The organism is Pseudomonas sp. S2_C11 (assembly GCF_054668395.1).
In genome coordinates this window covers 5407556-5424880 of sequence record NZ_CP162765.1, presented here as the reverse complement: position 1 = coordinate 5424880, position 17325 = coordinate 5407556, and the positions used below count along the sequence as shown (strand labels likewise).

The 17325-nt window shown below is 57.9% G+C and carries 14 protein-coding genes; 6 read left to right on the top strand and 8 right to left on the bottom strand.

Annotated features, from left to right (window positions below; all coding sequences use genetic code 11):
* The first annotated feature begins 99 nt into the window (after window positions 1-99).
* Window positions 100-2535: a TonB-dependent siderophore receptor gene (locus AB4N48_RS24345; RefSeq protein WP_460094439.1), complete on the top strand. Its 2436-nt coding sequence runs from the start codon at window positions 100-102 to the stop codon at window positions 2533-2535.
* A 42-nt stretch (window positions 2536-2577) separates the two neighbouring features.
* Here the strand turns inward: AB4N48_RS24345 and mnmE are convergent, their stop codons facing one another.
* From mnmE to rpmH, 5 genes are all read right to left on the bottom strand, one after another.
* Window positions 2578-3945 carry a tRNA uridine-5-carboxymethylaminomethyl(34) synthesis GTPase MnmE gene (gene mnmE / locus AB4N48_RS24340; protein ID WP_460094438.1) on the bottom strand — a complete coding sequence of 456 codons (1368 nt, stop codon included), beginning with the start codon at window positions 3943-3945 and terminating at the stop codon, window positions 2578-2580.
* Window positions 3946-4026: 81 nt separating this feature from the next.
* The gene (gene yidC / locus AB4N48_RS24335) at window positions 4027-5706 is read right to left on the bottom strand and encodes a membrane protein insertase YidC (protein ID WP_041476523.1); all 1680 of its coding nucleotides are present in this window, start codon (window positions 5704-5706) and stop codon (window positions 4027-4029) included.
* Between the two features lie 2 nt (window positions 5707-5708).
* Window positions 5709-5954 carry a membrane protein insertion efficiency factor YidD gene (gene yidD / locus AB4N48_RS24330; protein WP_027901580.1) on the bottom strand — a complete coding sequence of 82 codons (246 nt, stop codon included), beginning with the start codon at window positions 5952-5954 and terminating at the stop codon, window positions 5709-5711.
* The gene (gene rnpA, locus AB4N48_RS24325) at window positions 5947-6348 is read right to left on the bottom strand and encodes a ribonuclease P protein component (protein WP_056791338.1); all 402 of its coding nucleotides are present in this window, start codon (window positions 6346-6348) and stop codon (window positions 5947-5949) included. The genes yidD and rnpA overlap by 8 nt, the downstream gene beginning before the upstream one ends.
* 16 nt (window positions 6349-6364) lie before the next feature.
* A complete protein-coding gene (rpmH, locus tag AB4N48_RS24320; RefSeq protein WP_003213577.1) occupies window positions 6365-6499 on the bottom strand; it encodes a 50S ribosomal protein L34 in 135 nt (44 codons plus the stop codon).
* Window positions 6500-7065: 566 nt separating this feature from the next.
* Between rpmH and dnaA the strand changes: the two genes are divergently transcribed.
* Genes dnaA through gyrB form a run of 4 tightly spaced genes read left to right on the top strand, consistent with a single transcriptional unit; the run spans window position 7066 to window position 13273 of the window.
* Complete coding sequence (dnaA, locus tag AB4N48_RS24315) at window positions 7066-8589, top strand: chromosomal replication initiator protein DnaA (RefSeq protein ID WP_252868523.1); 1524 nt, start codon at window positions 7066-7068, stop codon at window positions 8587-8589.
* Window positions 8590-8628: 39 nt separating this feature from the next.
* Window positions 8629-9732, top strand: coding sequence for a DNA polymerase III subunit beta (gene dnaN / locus AB4N48_RS24310; protein WP_016772390.1), 1104 nt, complete (start codon window positions 8629-8631; stop codon window positions 9730-9732).
* Window positions 9733-9746: 14 nt separating this feature from the next.
* The gene (gene recF / locus AB4N48_RS24305; RefSeq protein WP_056791117.1) at window positions 9747-10850 is read left to right on the top strand and encodes a DNA replication/repair protein RecF; all 1104 of its coding nucleotides are present in this window, start codon (window positions 9747-9749) and stop codon (window positions 10848-10850) included.
* A gap of 5 nt (window positions 10851-10855) precedes the next feature.
* The gene (gene gyrB / locus AB4N48_RS24300; protein WP_024014948.1) at window positions 10856-13273 is read left to right on the top strand and encodes a DNA topoisomerase (ATP-hydrolyzing) subunit B; all 2418 of its coding nucleotides are present in this window, start codon (window positions 10856-10858) and stop codon (window positions 13271-13273) included.
* A gap of 58 nt (window positions 13274-13331) precedes the next feature.
* Here the strand turns inward: gyrB and AB4N48_RS24295 are convergent, their stop codons facing one another.
* Window positions 13332-14051 carry a response regulator transcription factor gene (locus AB4N48_RS24295; RefSeq protein ID WP_073470814.1) on the bottom strand — a complete coding sequence of 240 codons (720 nt, stop codon included), beginning with the start codon at window positions 14049-14051 and terminating at the stop codon, window positions 13332-13334.
* Between the two features lie 164 nt (window positions 14052-14215).
* Between AB4N48_RS24295 and AB4N48_RS24290 the strand changes: the two genes are divergently transcribed.
* Complete coding sequence (locus tag AB4N48_RS24290; RefSeq protein WP_460094437.1) at window positions 14216-15751, top strand: sensor histidine kinase; 1536 nt, start codon at window positions 14216-14218, stop codon at window positions 15749-15751.
* Between the two features lie 170 nt (window positions 15752-15921).
* Here AB4N48_RS24290 and AB4N48_RS24285 read toward each other — a convergent pair whose 3' ends face one another.
* On the bottom strand, window positions 15922-16701 hold the full coding sequence (locus AB4N48_RS24285) for a lysophospholipid acyltransferase family protein (RefSeq protein WP_041476517.1): 780 nt from the start codon (window positions 16699-16701) through the stop codon (window positions 15922-15924).
* Window positions 16702-16785: 84 nt separating this feature from the next.
* Window positions 16786-17325 carry a D-glycero-beta-D-manno-heptose 1,7-bisphosphate 7-phosphatase gene (gene gmhB / locus AB4N48_RS24280; protein ID WP_164488352.1) on the bottom strand — a complete coding sequence of 180 codons (540 nt, stop codon included), beginning with the start codon at window positions 17323-17325 and terminating at the stop codon, window positions 16786-16788.

Genomic DNA, 17325 nt, shown 5'->3' with positions numbered 1-17325 from the left:
AAAATAATTTCAAGCAGGGTTATCTTTTTTCGCCCTGACCCGGCCCTACAGGTAATCGCGATAAACGCGGCTCTTCGCCACCTTAGGGCTAATCCACACATGCGTCTTCCCACGTTCCGTCAGCGCTTTTCTCCACATTGCATTGCATGCAGCTTATTGATGGCCAGCGCTGCGTCTTATCTGGTGATCAGCAACAGCGCCTTCGCGGCGTCGGTATCCCAGCGTTACGCCATTGCCGCCGGCCCGCTGGATAGTGCCTTGAGCCAGTTCGCCGCTGCCGCCAATGTGATTTTGTCGTTCTCGCCGCAGCAGACCAGCCGCTTGCGCAGTGCCGGTTTAAATGGCGATTTCAGCGTCGAACAAGGTTTCGCTCAATTGCTGCAAGGCTCGGGTTTACAGGCAGTGCCACAAGCACCCGGCAGTTACATTCTGCAGAACGTGCCCAACGGTGACGCCCTGGAACTGGCGCCGACCAACATCAATGCGCAGTTGGGCAATCCAATGCATCTGGATTACGCCGCCGACGTCGGCTACAAGGCGCAAAACAGCCGGATCGGTACGAAAACCAGTACGCCGCTGTCGCAAACACCGCGTTCGGTGTCAGTGGTGACCGGGCAGCGGATCAAGGATCAGAAATCCCAGACTCTCACCGACGTCCTCGGCTACGTGCCGGGGATCTTCGCCCCACCGTTCGCCGCCGGTGACAGCCTGGCTGGCGACCTGTTCTATATCCGTGGTTTCAACGCCACCGATTACGGCTACGGTCTGCTGCGCGATGGACTGCGCGTGCAGGGCAATCGCTATGACACCAGCACCGAGCCGTACGGACTTGAACGGGTCGAGGTATTCCGTGGCCCGTCGTCGCTGCTGTATGGCGAAAATGCGCCGGGCGGTCTGGTCAATCTGGTCAGTAAACGCCCGACCGCCGCGCCTCAGGGCGAAGTGCAATTGGGCTATGGCTCGAACAATCGCCGGCAAATCGGCGTAGATGTCTCCGGCCCGCTCAATGACAGCGGCAACGTTCTCGGACGCGTGGTGATGCTGGGGCGCAAATCCGATACCCAGACCGAGCACGTTCCTGACGACCGGATTTATGTCGCCCCTTCGCTGACCCTGAATTTCGACGATTTCAATACGCTGACGCTGTTGGCCAACTACCAGAAAGACCACACCAACATGGAGCTTGGCCTGCCGGCCGCCGGTACGTTGCTGAGCAATCCCAACGGCCGGTTATCCAAAGACACGATGCTCGGCGATCCGGACTGGAATACCTTCGAACGGGAAACCTGGAGCAGCGGTTACGAGTTCAGCCACTCGTTCAACGATGACTGGCAGTTCCGCCAGAACTCGCGTTACATGCAGTCGCGCATCACCCGCCACGAAACCTGGCCGGGCAATCTGAACAACGCCGGTTTCGGCACGCGGTTGAACGTGACCGCTTACGATCGCTTCAACAAATCCATGGTGTATTCGCTGGATAACCAGCTCGAAGGCAAGTTCGAGGCGGGCGAGCTGGAAAACACCGTGCTGTTTGGCGTCAGCTACGATCGCACCTCGTTCAACCAGGACTGGAATGCCGGCGTTGTCGGGCCGATCGATGTGTATAACCCGGTTTACCTGCGCGATCCGACCACGCCAATTGCCGTGCAGAACACTTTGCTCGAGCAGCAGATGAAGGGTGTTTATGCACAGATTCAGAGCAAGTACGACCACTGGCTGTTCCTGCTGGGCGGGCGCCAGGACTGGGTCGACAGTGACTTCCGCGACAAGGTGGCGCGAGGCAGCAACATCAGCTCCGAGGACAAGAAGTTCACCTATCAGGGCGGCGTGATGTATGAGTTCGACAACGGCATGACGCCGTATGTCAGCTATTCAACAGCGTTCGTGCCGGTGCAGCAGATTTCCAATGCCGGCGCACCGCTTGATCCGATCACCAGCAGCCAGTACGAAGTGGGTTTGAAGTACGAACCGATGGGCTGGGACACCGCTTTCACCGCTTCGGTGTATGACCTGCGCAAAAAGGACGACACCTATTTCGACGCAACGACGTCAACCTATCGCCAGGTGGGCGAAAGCCGCGCCAAAGGGGTGGAGCTGGAACTCAACAGTAATTTGACGCAGAACCTCAATGTCACGGCGGCTTATACCTACACCGACGCAAAAATTACCAAGGATTCGGCGACGTCGCTGGTCAAGGGCCATCAAATGACCGGCGTGCCGCGTAATCAAGCGTCGGCCTGGGCGAAATATCGCTTCCTCGACGGTAATCTGAAAGGCTTGTATGTGGCCGGTGGCGTGCGCTATTTCGACAGTGCGTTTGCCTACACTTCGCCTTCTCTCTACGGAAAACTGGATGCCGGCGACGTGACATTGGTCGACGCGGCTGTTGGATATCAGATCGATACACACTGGAGTGTCGATCTGAACGCGAAGAACCTGTTCGATAAGGAATACGTTTCGGGATGCAACGACGCAGGTCGCTGTTACTGGGGCGAGGATCGTACTTTGCTCGGTACGGTGTCCTATAACTGGTGAACAAAAAAGGGGCCGTGGATGGATTATCCACAGCCCCTTTCTTTATTTGCCGATGCAGAAGCTGGAGAAAATCCTTCCGAGCAAATCATCAGAGCTGAACGCCCCGGTAATTTCACCCAGGGAATGTTGAGCCTGGCGCAAATCCTCGGCGAGCAACTCGCCAGCGCCCGCCAGGGTCAGTTGCGCGCGGCCATGTTCCAATGCCGCGCTGGCGTGGCGCAGTGCCTCCAGATGCCGGCGACGTGCGCTGAAGCTGCTTTCCGAGGTCTGCTCGTAACCCATGCACGCCTTTAGATGATCACGCAGCAGGTCGAGGCCTTCAGCGGACTTGGCGCTGAGACTGATGGTCACGTGGCCGTCGTCACTGGTTTCCAGAGCAATCGCTTCACCGGTCAGATCGGCTTTGTTCCGGATCAGGGTGACTTTCGCCGGATCCGGTCGTGATTCGAGGAATTCTGGCCACAAAGCAAAAGGATCCAGTGCTTCTGGTGCGGTCGCATCGACCACCAGCAAAACCCGATCCGCTTCACCGATGGCTTTCAACGCCCGTTCCACACCGATCTTTTCCACATGATCATCGGTGTCACGCAGTCCTGCAGTATCGACCACATGCAACGGCATCCCGTCGATGTGGATATGTTCGCGCAAGATATCCCGCGTAGTACCAGCAATCTCGGTGACGATGGCGGCTTCGCGACCGGCCAATGCATTCAACAGGCTGGATTTACCAGCATTCGGCCGCCCAGCGATGACGACGGTCATGCCATCACGCAATAACGCGCCCTGCCCTGCTTCGCGCAGTACTGTGGATAACTCATCGCGTACTTTGTCGAGCATGCTCAATACATGGCCGTCGGCGAGAAAGTCGATTTCCTCTTCCGGGAAGTCGATGGCGGCTTCGACGTAGATACGCAAACCGATCAGCTGCTCGGTCAAGTTATGCACACGCTGGGAAAACGCACCCTGCAATGAACGCAGCGCATTGCGCGCAGCCTGTGCAGAACTGGCTTCGATCAAATCGGATATTGCTTCGGCCTGGGCCAGATCGAGTTTGTCATTGAGGAAGGCGCGCTCGCTGAATTCACCTGGACGGGCCAGACGGCAGCCCAGTTCCAGACAACGCTTGAGCAACATGTCCAGAACGATCGGGCCGCCATGGCCCTGCAATTCCAAGACGTCTTCGCCGGTGAACGAGTTCGGCCCCGGGAAATACAAAGCCAGACCTTCGTCCAGCACCTGCTGGTCGTCACTGAAAAACGGTCCGTAATGGGCGTAACGTGGTTTCAGTTCTCGGCCGCTGATGGCTATTGCCGCAACGCTGGCCAACGGCCCGGAAATACGGACGATGCCCACACCGCCGCGCCCTTGAGCGGTGGCGACAGCGGCGATGGTTTCACGGGGTGTGCTCATAAAGCGGCATCCAGACAAAAGTGGCAGATAGCAAAACGCCCCACTAGGGGGCGCTTTGAGTGGTGTTATCCACAGTGCAAGTTACGCCTCGGCTTTTTTCGTCGCCGCTTCGATCTTACGCGTGATGTACCACTGTTGTGCAATCGACAGGCAGTTGTTCACAACCCAGTACAGTACCAGGCCCGCCGGGAACCACAGGAAGAAGAAGGTGAAGATGATTGGCATCATTTTCATGACCTTCGCCTGCATCGGATCCGGAGGCGTCGGGTTCAGCTGCTGCTGGATGAACATGGTTGCGCCCATGATGATCGGCAGAATGAAGAACGGATCCTTGATCGACAGGTCAGTGATCCACAGCATGAACGGCGCCTGGCGCATCTCCACGCTTTCCAGCAGAACCCAGTACAGCGACAGGAAGACCGGCATCTGCACGAGGATCGGCAAGCAGCCGCCCAGTGGATTGATCTTCTCTTTCTTGTACAGCTCCATCATGGCCTGCGACATTTTCTGCCGGTCATCGCCATGTTGCTCTTTCAGCGCAGCCAGTTTCGGAGCCACGGCACGCATGCGCGCCATCGATTTGTAGCTGGCGGCCGACAGCGGGAAGAAGATCCCTTTGATCAGCATGGTCAGGAAGATGATCGACCAGCCCCAATTACCGACAATGGCGTGGATATGTTGCAGCAGCCAGAAGATCGGCTGGGCAATGAACCACAGAATGCCGTAGTCGACGGTCAGTTCCAGACCTGGGGACAACTCTTTCAGTACAGCCTGACTCTTCGGACCGGCGTACAGCACAGCACTGGTTTCAACTTTCGCACCTGGAGCAGCGGTCAGAGTCGGACCGGTGTAACCGATGATGTAGTTGCCTTTGCTGTCTTTACGGGTCTGGACGATATTGTTTTCGCCCTTGGCCGGAATCCACGCGGTCACGAAGTAGTGCTGCAACCAGGCTACCCAACCACCGGTGACGGTTTCCTTGAGCTGCGCCTTGTCCATGTCCTTCATCGACACTTTCTTGTACGGCTCGGAACTTGTCCACAGGGCAGCGCCCAGGTAAGTCGCGGTGCCAGTAGCAGTGGTCGACGAAGGATCAGCGCTGGCGTCGCGCTTCAACTGGGCAAACATTGCGCCGTTCCAGGGCTGAGCGCTCTGGTTATCCACAATGTAGGAGACAGCGACGTCGTACAGCCCACGTTTCATGGTGAAACGCTTGATGTAGTTGACGCCGTCCTTGCTGAATTTCAGGTCAACGACGAGTTGATCCTGACCGTCAGCCAGTTGGTAAACCTTCTTCTCCGAGGAATAAACCGGACGACCGGCCGGGTTTGCATCCGGGCCGTTGGTACCGATCAGACCGCTTTGCGCCAGATATACACGTTCGCCGCCGTTATCGAACAGCTGGAACGGAACGTCAGGACGATCCTGACGACGTGGGTACAAAGGCAGAGTCAGTTGCGCAACGTCGCCACCCTGTGGATCGATCGCCAGATCGAGCACATCGGTCTTGACCTGAATCAGATCCTTGCTGGCGGCGACCGGCGTTTCGGCAGGTGCGCTGGTATCGCTGGCGGCGCGCGGAATATCGTCACTGGCAGCATTTGTGCCAGTGGCGGTGTCCGGCAAACCGGATGTAGTCGTACTGGAAGCAACATTCTGAGTCGGCAGGGCAGCCTGGCCATAATCCTGGTTCCATTTAAGAACCATGACGTAGGACACGATTGCCAGGGCGACGATCAGGATCGTGCGTTTGATATCCATGATTACTCGGCCATCGAAGAAGAACGGGAGGTAGGGACAGGTGGAACCGGGTCATAACCACCGGGATTCCACGGATGACAGCGACCTAAACGACGAAAGGTCAGCCAGCCACCGCGCAGAAGGCCATGATTTTCAATGGCTTCATACGCGTAGCAGGAACAACTGGGGTAGAAGCGACAGTGGCTGGCCATTAAAGGACTAATGGCATAGCGATAAAACTGGATCGGAACGAGGGCCAGTTTACGCATCGGTACTGTCTACCCCTACAGTTTCGGTGTTGACTGCCGGAACGGGCTTGTTGCGTGCCAGACGCTTCCAGAGTTTGCCGAAATGCTGAATCAATTCGGGGTTTTCTACATCACCCAAACCTTTGCGCGCGACGATAACGATGTCCCAGCCGACCAGTGAATCCTGGTGCAGACGGAACGATTCGCGCATCAGACGTTTGAGGCGATTGCGCTCAACGGAGAGCTTTACGCTCTTTTTCCCGATAACCAGCCCGAGACGGGGGTGATCAAGATCGTTGTTACGTGCAAGGAGCAGGAGATTTTTCCCCGGAACCTTGCCGGTAGGGGAGTCAAAGACTGCCTTGAAATGCCGGGGGGTAAGCAGACGCTTTTCCCGACTGAAGTCCTGACTCACCTCCAGTACCGGATTATCAAACTGCCAGACGCGCACGACCTTTGGCGCGACGACGCGACAGGACTGCGCGGCCGTTCTTGGTAGCCATGCGAGCACGGAAACCGTGGGTACGAGCGCGTTTGATAGTGCTTGGTTGGAAAGTACGTTTCATGTCGTGTTACCTGGTTCGTCCACAACGGGCCGGAATGGCCCCCGTTTTAAGAGACCGGGGATTCTAGAGAAAGCAAGCCTTCAGGTCAATTTCCAACCAGCGTTTCCTTATAAATAGATCCGGGGAGGGTTTCAGCTCGAAAGCCTGTCAGCCTGATATAGAAATAAAGAAGGGAATTATTTAAAGCTTTTCTGTAAAGCTTGTAAAAGCTAGACACGTCATCTTCTGTGGATAACTGCTATCAGGCCTTATTTTGTGTGGTGTACAGAGAATGACAACTACAGTGGAAAACCGTGTTCAGCCTGTGCTGCGCTATCGGAAAAGCTGTGTGTGAAAGGGCTTGTTATCCACAGGCTGGTTATCCACCGGGTTTAGCCCCCAGTTGTCCAGTGTCCTCAGAGGTGTTTATCCACAGGCCTTATTCATGTGCCGTTGGTCGCCTTTTAATGCTTTAACGCATTGATAAATGATGGAGATGGACCTACCTGCATGTGGATAAGTGAACCGCTCGCCGCTACAATGGCCGCTTGTTTTTGCCTCACCGGCTTTCAACTTAGGGGATATCCGTGTCAGTGGAACTTTGGCAGCAGTGCGTGGAGCTTTTGCGCGAAGAGCTGCCTGCCCAACAATTCAACACCTGGATCCGTCCACTACAGGTCGAAGCCGAAGGCGACGAGTTGCGCGTCTACGCACCGAATCGTTTCGTGCTGGACTGGGTCAACGAAAAGTACCTGGGCCGCGTCCTTGAATTGCTGGATGAGCACGGCAATGGCTCGACGCCGGCGCTGTCCTTGTTAATAGGCAGCAAGCGCAGCTCGGCACCTCGTGCCGCACCCAATGCGCCGCTGGCGGCCGCGCAGGTTGCTCAGGCGCAGGCCAATAATGTGCCGCCGAGCAATCCGGCACCGACGCCAGCCCCTGCTCCGGCCAAGCGTTCCACACAGAAGGCCGCTGAAGTCAGCGAAGAGCCTTCCCGCGACAGCTTCGACCCGATGGCGGGTGCTGCTTCGCAGCAGGCCCCGGTTCGCGCGGAGCAGCGCACCGTGCAGGTAGAAGGTGCGCTCAAGCACACCAGTTACCTGAATCGCACGTTCACCTTCGAAAACTTCGTTGAAGGTAAATCCAACCAGCTAGCCCGTGCGGCGGCCTGGCAGGTGGCGGACAATCCCAAGCACGGCTATAACCCGCTGTTCCTTTATGGTGGCGTCGGCCTGGGTAAAACCCACTTGATGCACGCAGTGGGCAACCATCTATTAAAGAAGAATCCGAATGCCAAGGTCGTGTACCTGCATTCCGAGCGTTTCGTGGCCGACATGGTCAAAGCGCTGCAACTGAACGCCATCAACGAATTCAAGCGTTTCTACCGTTCGGTGGACGCCTTGCTGATCGACGATATTCAGTTCTTCGCCCGCAAGGAGCGTTCCCAGGAAGAGTTTTTCCACACCTTCAACGCGCTGCTTGAAGGTGGTCAGCAGGTCATTCTCACCAGTGACCGCTACCCGAAAGAAATCGAAGGCCTTGAAGAACGCCTCAAATCCCGCTTCGGCTGGGGCCTGACCGTTGCGGTCGAGCCGCCGGAACTGGAAACCCGCGTGGCGATCCTGATGAAGAAGGCCGATCAGGCCAAAGTCGAGTTGCCCCATGACGCCGCGTTCTTCATCGCCCAGCGCATCCGCTCGAACGTTCGTGAGCTGGAAGGCGCGCTGAAACGTGTGATCGCTCACTCGCACTTCATGGGCCGCGACATCACCATCGAGCTGATTCGCGAATCCCTGAAAGACTTGCTGGCGTTGCAGGACAAACTTGTTTCTGTGGATAACATTCAGCGCACCGTCGCCGAGTATTACAAGATCAAGATTTCCGACCTGCTGTCCAAGCGCCGCTCGCGCTCGGTGGCTCGTCCGCGTCAGGTGGCCATGGCGTTGTCCAAGGAACTGACCAACCACAGCCTGCCGGAAATCGGCGATGTGTTTGGCGGCCGCGACCACACCACCGTGCTGCACGCCTGCCGCAAGATCAACGAACTTAAGGAATCCGACGCGGACATCCGCGAGGACTACAAGAACCTGCTGCGTACACTGACCACTTGATGAACACCAGCGCAGCTTATTAAGGCAAGGGACTAGACCATGCATTTCACCATTCAACGCGAAGCCCTGTTGAAACCCCTGCAACTGGTCGCAGGCGTCGTCGAGCGCCGACAGACCTTGCCGGTACTGTCCAACGTGCTGTTGGTCGTCGAAGGCCAGCAACTGTCGCTGACCGGTACCGACCTGGAAGTCGAGCTGGTCGGTCGTGTGCAACTCGAAGAGCCGGCCGAAACCGGTTCCATCACCGTGCCGGCGCGCAAGCTGATGGATATCTGCAAAAGCCTGCCCAACGATGCGCTGATCGACATCAAGGTCGACGAGCAGAAGCTGGTGGTAAAGGCCGGTCGTAGCCGCTTCACCCTGTCGACCCTGCCGGCCAACGATTTCCCGACCGTCGAAGAAGGCCCGGGCTCGCTGACCTGCAGCCTGGAGCAAAGCAAACTGCGTCGTCTGATCGAACGCACCAGCTTCGCCATGGCCCAGCAGGACGTGCGTTACTACCTCAACGGCATGCTGCTGGAAGTTTCCGCTGGTGTGATCCGCGCCGTGGCCACCGACGGACACCGTCTGGCAATGTGCTCGATGCAGGCCGATATCGGTCAGCCGGATCGCCATCAGGTGATCGTGCCGCGCAAAGGTATCCTCGAACTGGCGCGTCTGCTCACCGAGCCGGATGGCAATGTCAGCATCGTCCTCGGCCAGCACCACATCCGCGCCACCACTGGCGAGTTCACTTTCACCTCGAAACTGGTCGACGGTAAATTCCCGGATTACGAGCGCGTCCTGCCGAAAGGTGGTGACAAGCTGGTACTCGGCGATCGTCAGGCGTTGCGTGAAGCGTTCAGCCGTACCGCGATTCTGTCCAACGAGAAGTACCGCGGTATCCGTCTGCAACTGGCCAGCGGTCAGTTGAAGATCCAGGCCAACAACCCGGAGCAGGAAGAAGCGGAAGAAGAAGTGGGCGTTGAATACAACGGCGGCTCGCTGGAGATCGGCTTCAACGTCAGCTACCTGCTCGACGTGCTGGGCGTGATGACCACCGAGCAGGTTCGCCTGATCCTGTCCGACTCCAACAGCAGTGCGCTGGTGCAAGAGTCCGACAATGACGATTCGGCTTACGTTGTCATGCCGATGCGTCTGTAATCAGCTGATCCTGAATGTCGTTAAGTCGTGTTTCGGTCACCGCGGTGCGCAATCTGCACCCGGTGACCTTCTCCCCCTCCCCCCGCATCAACATTCTTTACGGCGCCAACGGCAGCGGCAAAACCAGTGTTCTGGAAGCCATTCATCTGCTGGGGCTTGCCCGTTCGTTTCGCAGCACGCGGCTGTTGCCCGTTATTCAGTACGAACAGCTCGCCTGTACCGTATTCGGTCAGGTTGAGCTGGCTGAAGGCGGACACAGTGCGCTGGGGATTTCCCGCGACCGTCAGGGCGAGTTCCAGATTCGCATCGACGGCCAGAACGCCCGTAGCGCTGCGCAGTTGGCGGAGATCCTGCCGCTGCAGTTGATCAATCCGGACAGCTTCCGTCTGCTGGAAGGCGCGCCGAAGATTCGCCGGCAGTTTCTCGACTGGGGCGTGTTCCACGTCGAACCGCGTTTCATGGCCACTTGGCAGCGTTTGCAGAAGGCGCTGCGCCAGAGAAACTCCTGGCTGCGGCATGGTACACTTGACGCCGTTTCGCAAGCGGTTTGGGACAGGGAACTGTGCCAGGCCAGCGCTGAAATCGATGAATACCGCCGCGCTTACATCACAGCCTTGAAACCGGTCTTCGAACAGACCTTGAGCGAACTGGTTGAGCTCGAGGGTTTGACGCTCAGCTATTACCGAGGCTGGGACAAGGACCGCGAATTGAGCGCCGTACTCGCCGCTTCCGTACAACGGGACCAGCAGATGGGGCACACCCAGGCCGGACCGCAACGAGCTGATTTGCGTCTCAGATTGGGCGCACACAATGCCGCGGACATTTTGTCCCGGGGTCAGCAGAAGTTGGTGGTGTGTGCACTGCGGATTGCCCAAGGGCACCTGGTCAGCCAGGCCCGTCGCGGACAGTGTATTTATCTGGTGGATGATTTGCCGTCCGAGCTGGACGAGAGCCACCGCCGCGCGCTGTGCCGCTTGCTGGAAGACTTACGCTGCCAGGTGTTTATCACCTGTGTAGATCACGAATTACTGAGGGAAGGCTGGCAGACGGAAACGCCAGTCGCTTTGTTCCACGTGGAACAGGGCCGTATCACCCAGACCCACGACCATCGGGAGTGAAGGCATTGAGCGAAGAAAATACGTACGACTCAACGAGCATTAAAGTGCTGAAAGGCCTGGATGCCGTACGCAAACGTCCCGGTATGTACATTGGTGACACCGACGATGGCAGCGGTCTGCACCACATGGTGTTCGAGGTGGTCGACAACTCGATCGACGAAGCCCTCGCCGGCCATTGCGACGACATCAGCATCATCATTCACCCGGACGAATCCATCACCGTTAAAGACAACGGTCGTGGCATCCCGGTAGACGTGCATAAAGAGGAAGGCGTTTCCGCCGCCGAGGTCATCATGACCGTCCTCCACGCTGGCGGTAAGTTCGACGACAACTCCTACAAAGTCTCCGGCGGTCTGCACGGTGTGGGTGTGTCGGTAGTGAACGCACTGTCCGAAGAGCTGGTACTGACCGTTCGCCGCAGTGGCAAGATCTGGGAACAGACCTACGTCCACGGCGTGCCTCAGGCACCGATGGCCATCGTTGGCGACAGCGAAACCACCGGTACCCAGATCCACTTCAAGGCTTCCAGCGAAACCTTCAAGAACATTCACTTCAGCTGGGACATCCTCGCCAAGCGCATTCGTGAACTGTCCTTCCTCAACTCCGGTGTCGGCATCGTCCTCAAGGACGAGCGCAGCGGCAAGGAAGAGCTGTTCAAGTACGAAGGCGGCCTGCGTGCGTTCGTTGAATACCTGAACACCAACAAAACTGCGGTCAATCAGGTGTTCCACTTCAACATCCAGCGTGAAGACGGCATCGGCGTGGAAATCGCCCTGCAGTGGAACGACAGCTTCAACGAGAACCTGTTGTGCTTCACCAACAACATTCCGCAGCGCGACGGCGGCACCCACCTGGTGGGCTTCCGCTCGGCGCTGACGCGTAACCTGAACAACTACATCGAGCAGGAAGGTCTGGCGAAGAAGCACAAAGTCGCCACCACCGGTGACGACGCTCGTGAAGGCCTGACCGCGATCATCTCGGTGAAAGTGCCGGATCCGAAGTTCAGCTCGCAGACTAAAGACAAGCTGGTGTCTTCCGAAGTGAAGACTGCAGTGGAACAGGAGATGGGCAAATACTTCTCCGACTTCCTTCTGGAGAACCCGAACGAAGCCAAGCTGGTAGTCGGCAAGATGATCGACGCCGCCCGTGCCCGTGAAGCTGCGCGCAAGGCCCGTGAAATGACCCGCCGCAAAGGCGCGCTGGACATCGCCGGCCTGCCGGGCAAGCTCGCTGACTGCCAGGAAAAAGACCCGGCGCTGTCCGAACTGTACCTGGTGGAAGGTGACTCCGCGGGCGGTTCTGCGAAGCAGGGACGTAACCGCAAGACCCAGGCGATCCTGCCGTTGAAGGGCAAGATCCTCAACGTCGAGAAGGCACGCTTCGACAAGATGATCTCGTCCCAGGAAGTGGGCACGCTGATCACCGCGCTGGGCTGCGGCATCGGTCGCGAAGAGTACAACATCGACAAGCTGCGCTATCACAACATCATCATCATGACCGATGCTGACGTCGACGGTTCGCACATCCGTACCCTGCTGCTGACCTTCTTCTTCCGTCAACTGCCGGAGCTGATCGAGCGTGGCTACATCTACATCGCCCAGCCACCGCTGTACAAAGTCAAAAAAGGCAAGCAAGAGCAATACATCAAAGACGACGACGCCATGGAAGAGTACATGACGCAGTCGGCCCTGGAAGATGCAAGCCTGCACCTGAACGAAGAAGCCCCGGGCATTTCCGGTGAAGCGCTGGAACGTCTGGTGAACGACTTCCGCATGGTCATGAAGACCCTCAAGCGTCTGTCGCGTCTGTACCCTCAGGAGCTGACCGAGCACTTCATCTATCTGCCGGCCGTCAGTCTGGAAACCTTGGGCGACCACGCAGCGATGCAAGAGTGGCTGGCGCAGTATGAAGTCCGTCTGCGTACCAACGAGAAGTCGGGTCTGGTCTACAAGGCCAGCCTGCGTGAGGATCGCGAACGTGGCGTCTGGCTGCCAGAGGTCGAACTGATCTCCCACGGTCTGTCGAACTACGTCACCTTCAACCGCGACTTCTTCGGCAGCAACGACTACAAAACCGTGGTCACCCTGGGCGCGCAACTGAGCACCCTGCTCGATGAAGGCGCGTACATCCAGCGTGGCGAGCGCAAGAAAGCCGTTACCGAGTTCAAGGAAGCCCTCGACTGGCTGATGGCCGAAAGCACCAAGCGCCACACCATCCAGCGCTACAAAGGTCTGGGCGAAATGAACCCGGATCAGCTGTGGGAAACCACCATGGACCCAAGCGTGCGGCGCATGCTGAAAGTCACCATCGAAGACGCCATCGGTGCAGACCAGATCTTCAACACCCTGATGGGTGATGCGGTCGAACCTCGCCGAGATTTCATCGAGAGCAACGCACTGGCGGTTTCCAACCTGGACTTCTGATCCTGTTTGCTACCCGCTCATGGAAAACCCCGGCCAATGCCGGGGTTTTTTTGTTGCCTCACTCATTCCCAGTGCCGACACTCTCCAACCGATACCCATACCCATAAATTGTCAGCAACTGCCAACCCCGATCCGCTGTCAGCCCGAGCTTGTTGCGCAATCGGTAGATATGCGTATCCAGTGGCCGCGAGGAAGTTGTCTCCTCGTTCGGCCAGAAGCGCTCGTACAAGTAATCCCGCGACAATGGCCGCCCCAGGTTGCTGAACAGGCAGCGCGCCAAGCGGTATTCGCGTTCGGTCATGAGGATCGGTTTGCCTTCACGGGTGACGGTCAGTTCGGCGTCGTCGAAAGTCAGATCGTGAAACGTCTGTATTTCGCCCGCCGCGCTGCGCGGTTGGCTATGCCGACGCAATACCGCTGCCACCCTCGCCTTCAACTCATTGGGGCGAAACGGCTTGCTGACATAATCGTCAGCCCCGGCATTCAAGGCTTGAACGATATCGCTCTCGCCATCGCGGCTGGTGAGCATGATTGCAGCGGGTGGCGCGTCCATGTGTTCGCGGGTCCAGCGCAGCAGTGCCAGACCCGTGAGATCAGGAAGTTGCCAATCGAGAATCAACAGGTCGAAGGTTTCCCGGCGCAGCTGGCGCAACAAGTCTTCGCCGCGCTCGAAGCTGTGCAGTGACCACGGCTGCTCGCCCGCTTCGGCCATTTGCTCCAGGGTTTGCTCGACCCGGCGCAGTTCGGCGGGTTCGTCGTCCAGAATGGCAACGCGCATCGGCGGTGTTCCTTGTCGCTGGGGCTGGGATGTCGACAATAGCGACTCCCCGGCCGCGATGAAAGAAGCAGCCCGTCGGTGGTCGACGTCCGCTATGATTCTTCGGGTCTACGCCTCCGACCAGAGACCTATGAAACCCTATCCACTGCCCTGCCCTTTGCCTCATGCGTAACCCTCAACGCCGACGTGAAAGTCGTGAGCCGAGCCAGGTCCAGCGTCTGTTCCGGCGGCTGGTGCGCGAGTGGTTGTGGATAAGTCTAGTGCTGTTGCCGCTGACTGCCTTGTTGTCTTATCGCGCCCAGATCAATCTGCACAATCCGTCGCCAGCGCCCGGCGCTCTGTTGTCCGTGGCGATGGTCGCGGGTGTGCTGGGATTGTTGCTGTGGCGGCCGCGTTGGGCGCTTTGGGTAACCTTGGCCGGTATGGCCTGTGCGCTGATCGCCAGCGCCCTGCTGGCCGAAGTCCGCTACTGGTGGTCGCCAACGCCAGCAGCCCTGGGGATGTTGTTCGGTTACCTGATCTGGAACTGGCGACGCTTGAGTGTTGTGCTGACGTATTTCGGCTGGGAGCTGGCACGTCTGGACAGCGAACCGAAAGTCTTCCCTGAACGTCGGCGGACCCGCTTCACCGGTGCCGACCGTTTGCAGGGCCAGATCATGGCGCTCGAACAAGCCATGAGCCGCACCCGCGACACCCGGCGCTTCATTGCCGATGGCCTGGAATACCTGCCGGTGGCGACGCTGATCAGTGATCCGCAGGGCAAGATCCTGCTGGGTAATCGCAAAGCTCGAGAGTTGTTCGAGGTTCCGCTGGTGGGCGATGACGTACTCGATCAACTGGCACGGCTCGGCTATCCGGAATTATCCACAGCGCCGCGGCCGCCGCTGGCCACCCTGCCGCTGCTGGAATTTCGCGATCACAAGGAGCGCAGTCTGCGCCTGGAAAGAGCGGCGCTGCTGCCGGTCGACGGCGATACGCCGATCGGTTGGCTGCTCAGCCTGACGGACTTGAGTGCCGAGCGTGCGGCTGAGGAGCAGCGCGGCGTCCTGCTGCGTTTTCTTTCCCACGACCTGCGCGCCCCCCATTCGGCGATCCTCGCCCTGCTGGATGTGCATCGTCACCAGGCGGGTGCTGATGCGCCGCTGTTCGAGCAGATTGAGCGTCAGGTGCGCCGCGCGCTGGATCTGACTGATGGTTTTGTCTTGTTGGCGCGGGCTGAATCCGAAACCTACCAGTTCCGCCCGACATTGTTCGCCATGCTGGTACTGGACGTGCTGGATCAGGCGTTGCCGATCGCCCAGCAGAAACGCATCGAGCTGCTCAACGAGGTCGATGAGCAATGCCAGGAGCGGCTGATTCTGGCCGATCAGGGATTGCTGACGCGCGCCCTGTTCAACCTGCTGGAAAACGCGATCAAGTACAGCCCCGCAGACAGCACTGTGCAACTGCAGGTCAGCTGTGCTGGACAGTGGCTGCGCTGCGAATTGACCGATCAGGGCAAGGGCATTGCCGCCGATGAATTGCCTGACCTGTTCAGCCAGTATCGGCGTTTCTCTTCGGCCCAAGGCATCGACGGCGTGGGCTTGGGTTTGTCGATGGTCAAAGCCGTGATTGATCATCATGGCGGTACGATTGAGTGTCGTAGCGTGGTCGATGCGGGAACCACTTTCCTTATCGAGTTGCCGCTGCTCGCTGAATGAAAAAGGGGCACAAAAAAACCGGCTATAACGGCCGGTTTTTTTACATCCGAATAAAACTTATGCACGGATTTTATTCAATTCATAAATTTATAAATATCTATGAAAATCAATAAGTTAGAAAACAATTGCGGTCTTTTTTAGCAAAAGCGTACACAGGTTATCCACAAAATTCAGACAGCCAGCTGGTCACTCGCTGCCGGTGCCTGTGGCGCCGGTGGCAGCGAGCCCATTTCACGCTGGGTTTTCTCGTTCCACGCCTGCACACGGTCATTCAGATCAGCGATGGCGCGCGGCCCGCTGCCTTCGGCATACATCGGTTCGCCGATGACCACGGTGATCACTCCGGCCTGTTTGCCCCAGCCGATTTTTGGCCAGAATTTGCCGGCATTGTGTGCAATCGGCAGCACAGGAAGCGCCGCATTCACCGCCAACGCACTGCCACTGCGAGAGAATTTTCCGACAGTGCCGTAGGGGACTCGTGTGCCTTCGGGAAAGATCAGCACCCAGACGTTGTCCTTGAGCAGCTCGTCGCCTTTAGCCGCGACTTGTTTGAGCGCGGCCTTCGGGTTGTCGCGGTCAATGGCGATCGGGCGCAGCATTGCCATGGCCCAGCCGAAGAACGGCACGTAGAGCAATTCGCGCTTGAGCACTTGGCTCAATGGCGAGAAATAAGCGGAGAGAAAGAAGGTCTCCCAAGTGCTCTGATGGTTCGATTGAATCACGCAGGGCCGGTCAGGCACGTTTTCCGCGCCTTTGATTTCGTAGCGGATGCCAAGGAAAACCTTGGTCAGCCACAGGGCGCAACGGCACCAGTACACGTTGATGAAACGATAGCGCGCCTTGAAGGACAGAAACGGCGCGATGAAAAAGCTCAGACTGCACCACAGCAACGCTGTTGTGCCCAGCAGCAGGTAAAAAACAAAGATTCTGAAGGCCCGCAGTATCGACATGGCGACGGTTACCGTTACGGGGCAATGCCCCGACTGTTCAAGCGCACTCCCGAGCAATCCCTGGCCAGGAAATTCAGAAGTACTCTAGTTGTGGATAAGTTCTGCGGCAATCGCCGCCAGATCGTCAAAAATCAGGGTGCCAACCGGCAGGGTTTTACCCTGAGTCTTTTCGCCTTTCCCGGTCTTCACCAAAACTGGCTGTGAATCGACGGCTTTGGCGGCCTCCAGGTCACCAAGGCTGTCGCCGACGAACCAGACGTTGGTCAACGGCACCGTGTAATGCTCGGCAATGGTTTTGAGCATTCCCGGTTTCGGTTTGCGGCAATCGCAACCTTCATCCGGGCCATGCGGGCAATACACGATCAAACCGACTTCACCGCCCTGCTCCGCGACCAGCTCGCGCAGGCGCGCGTGCATGGCCTCGAGGGTGGCGAGGTCGTAATAGCCACGAGCAATGCCCGACTGGTTGGTGGCCACCGCCACCGTCCAGCCGGCCTTGCTCAACTGCGCGATCGCTTCGATCGAGCCGGGCAGCGGGATCCACTCCTCCACCGACTTGATGTAGGCATCGGAGTCGTAATTGATCACGCCGTCACGATCGAGAATCAGCAGTTTCAACAGCAA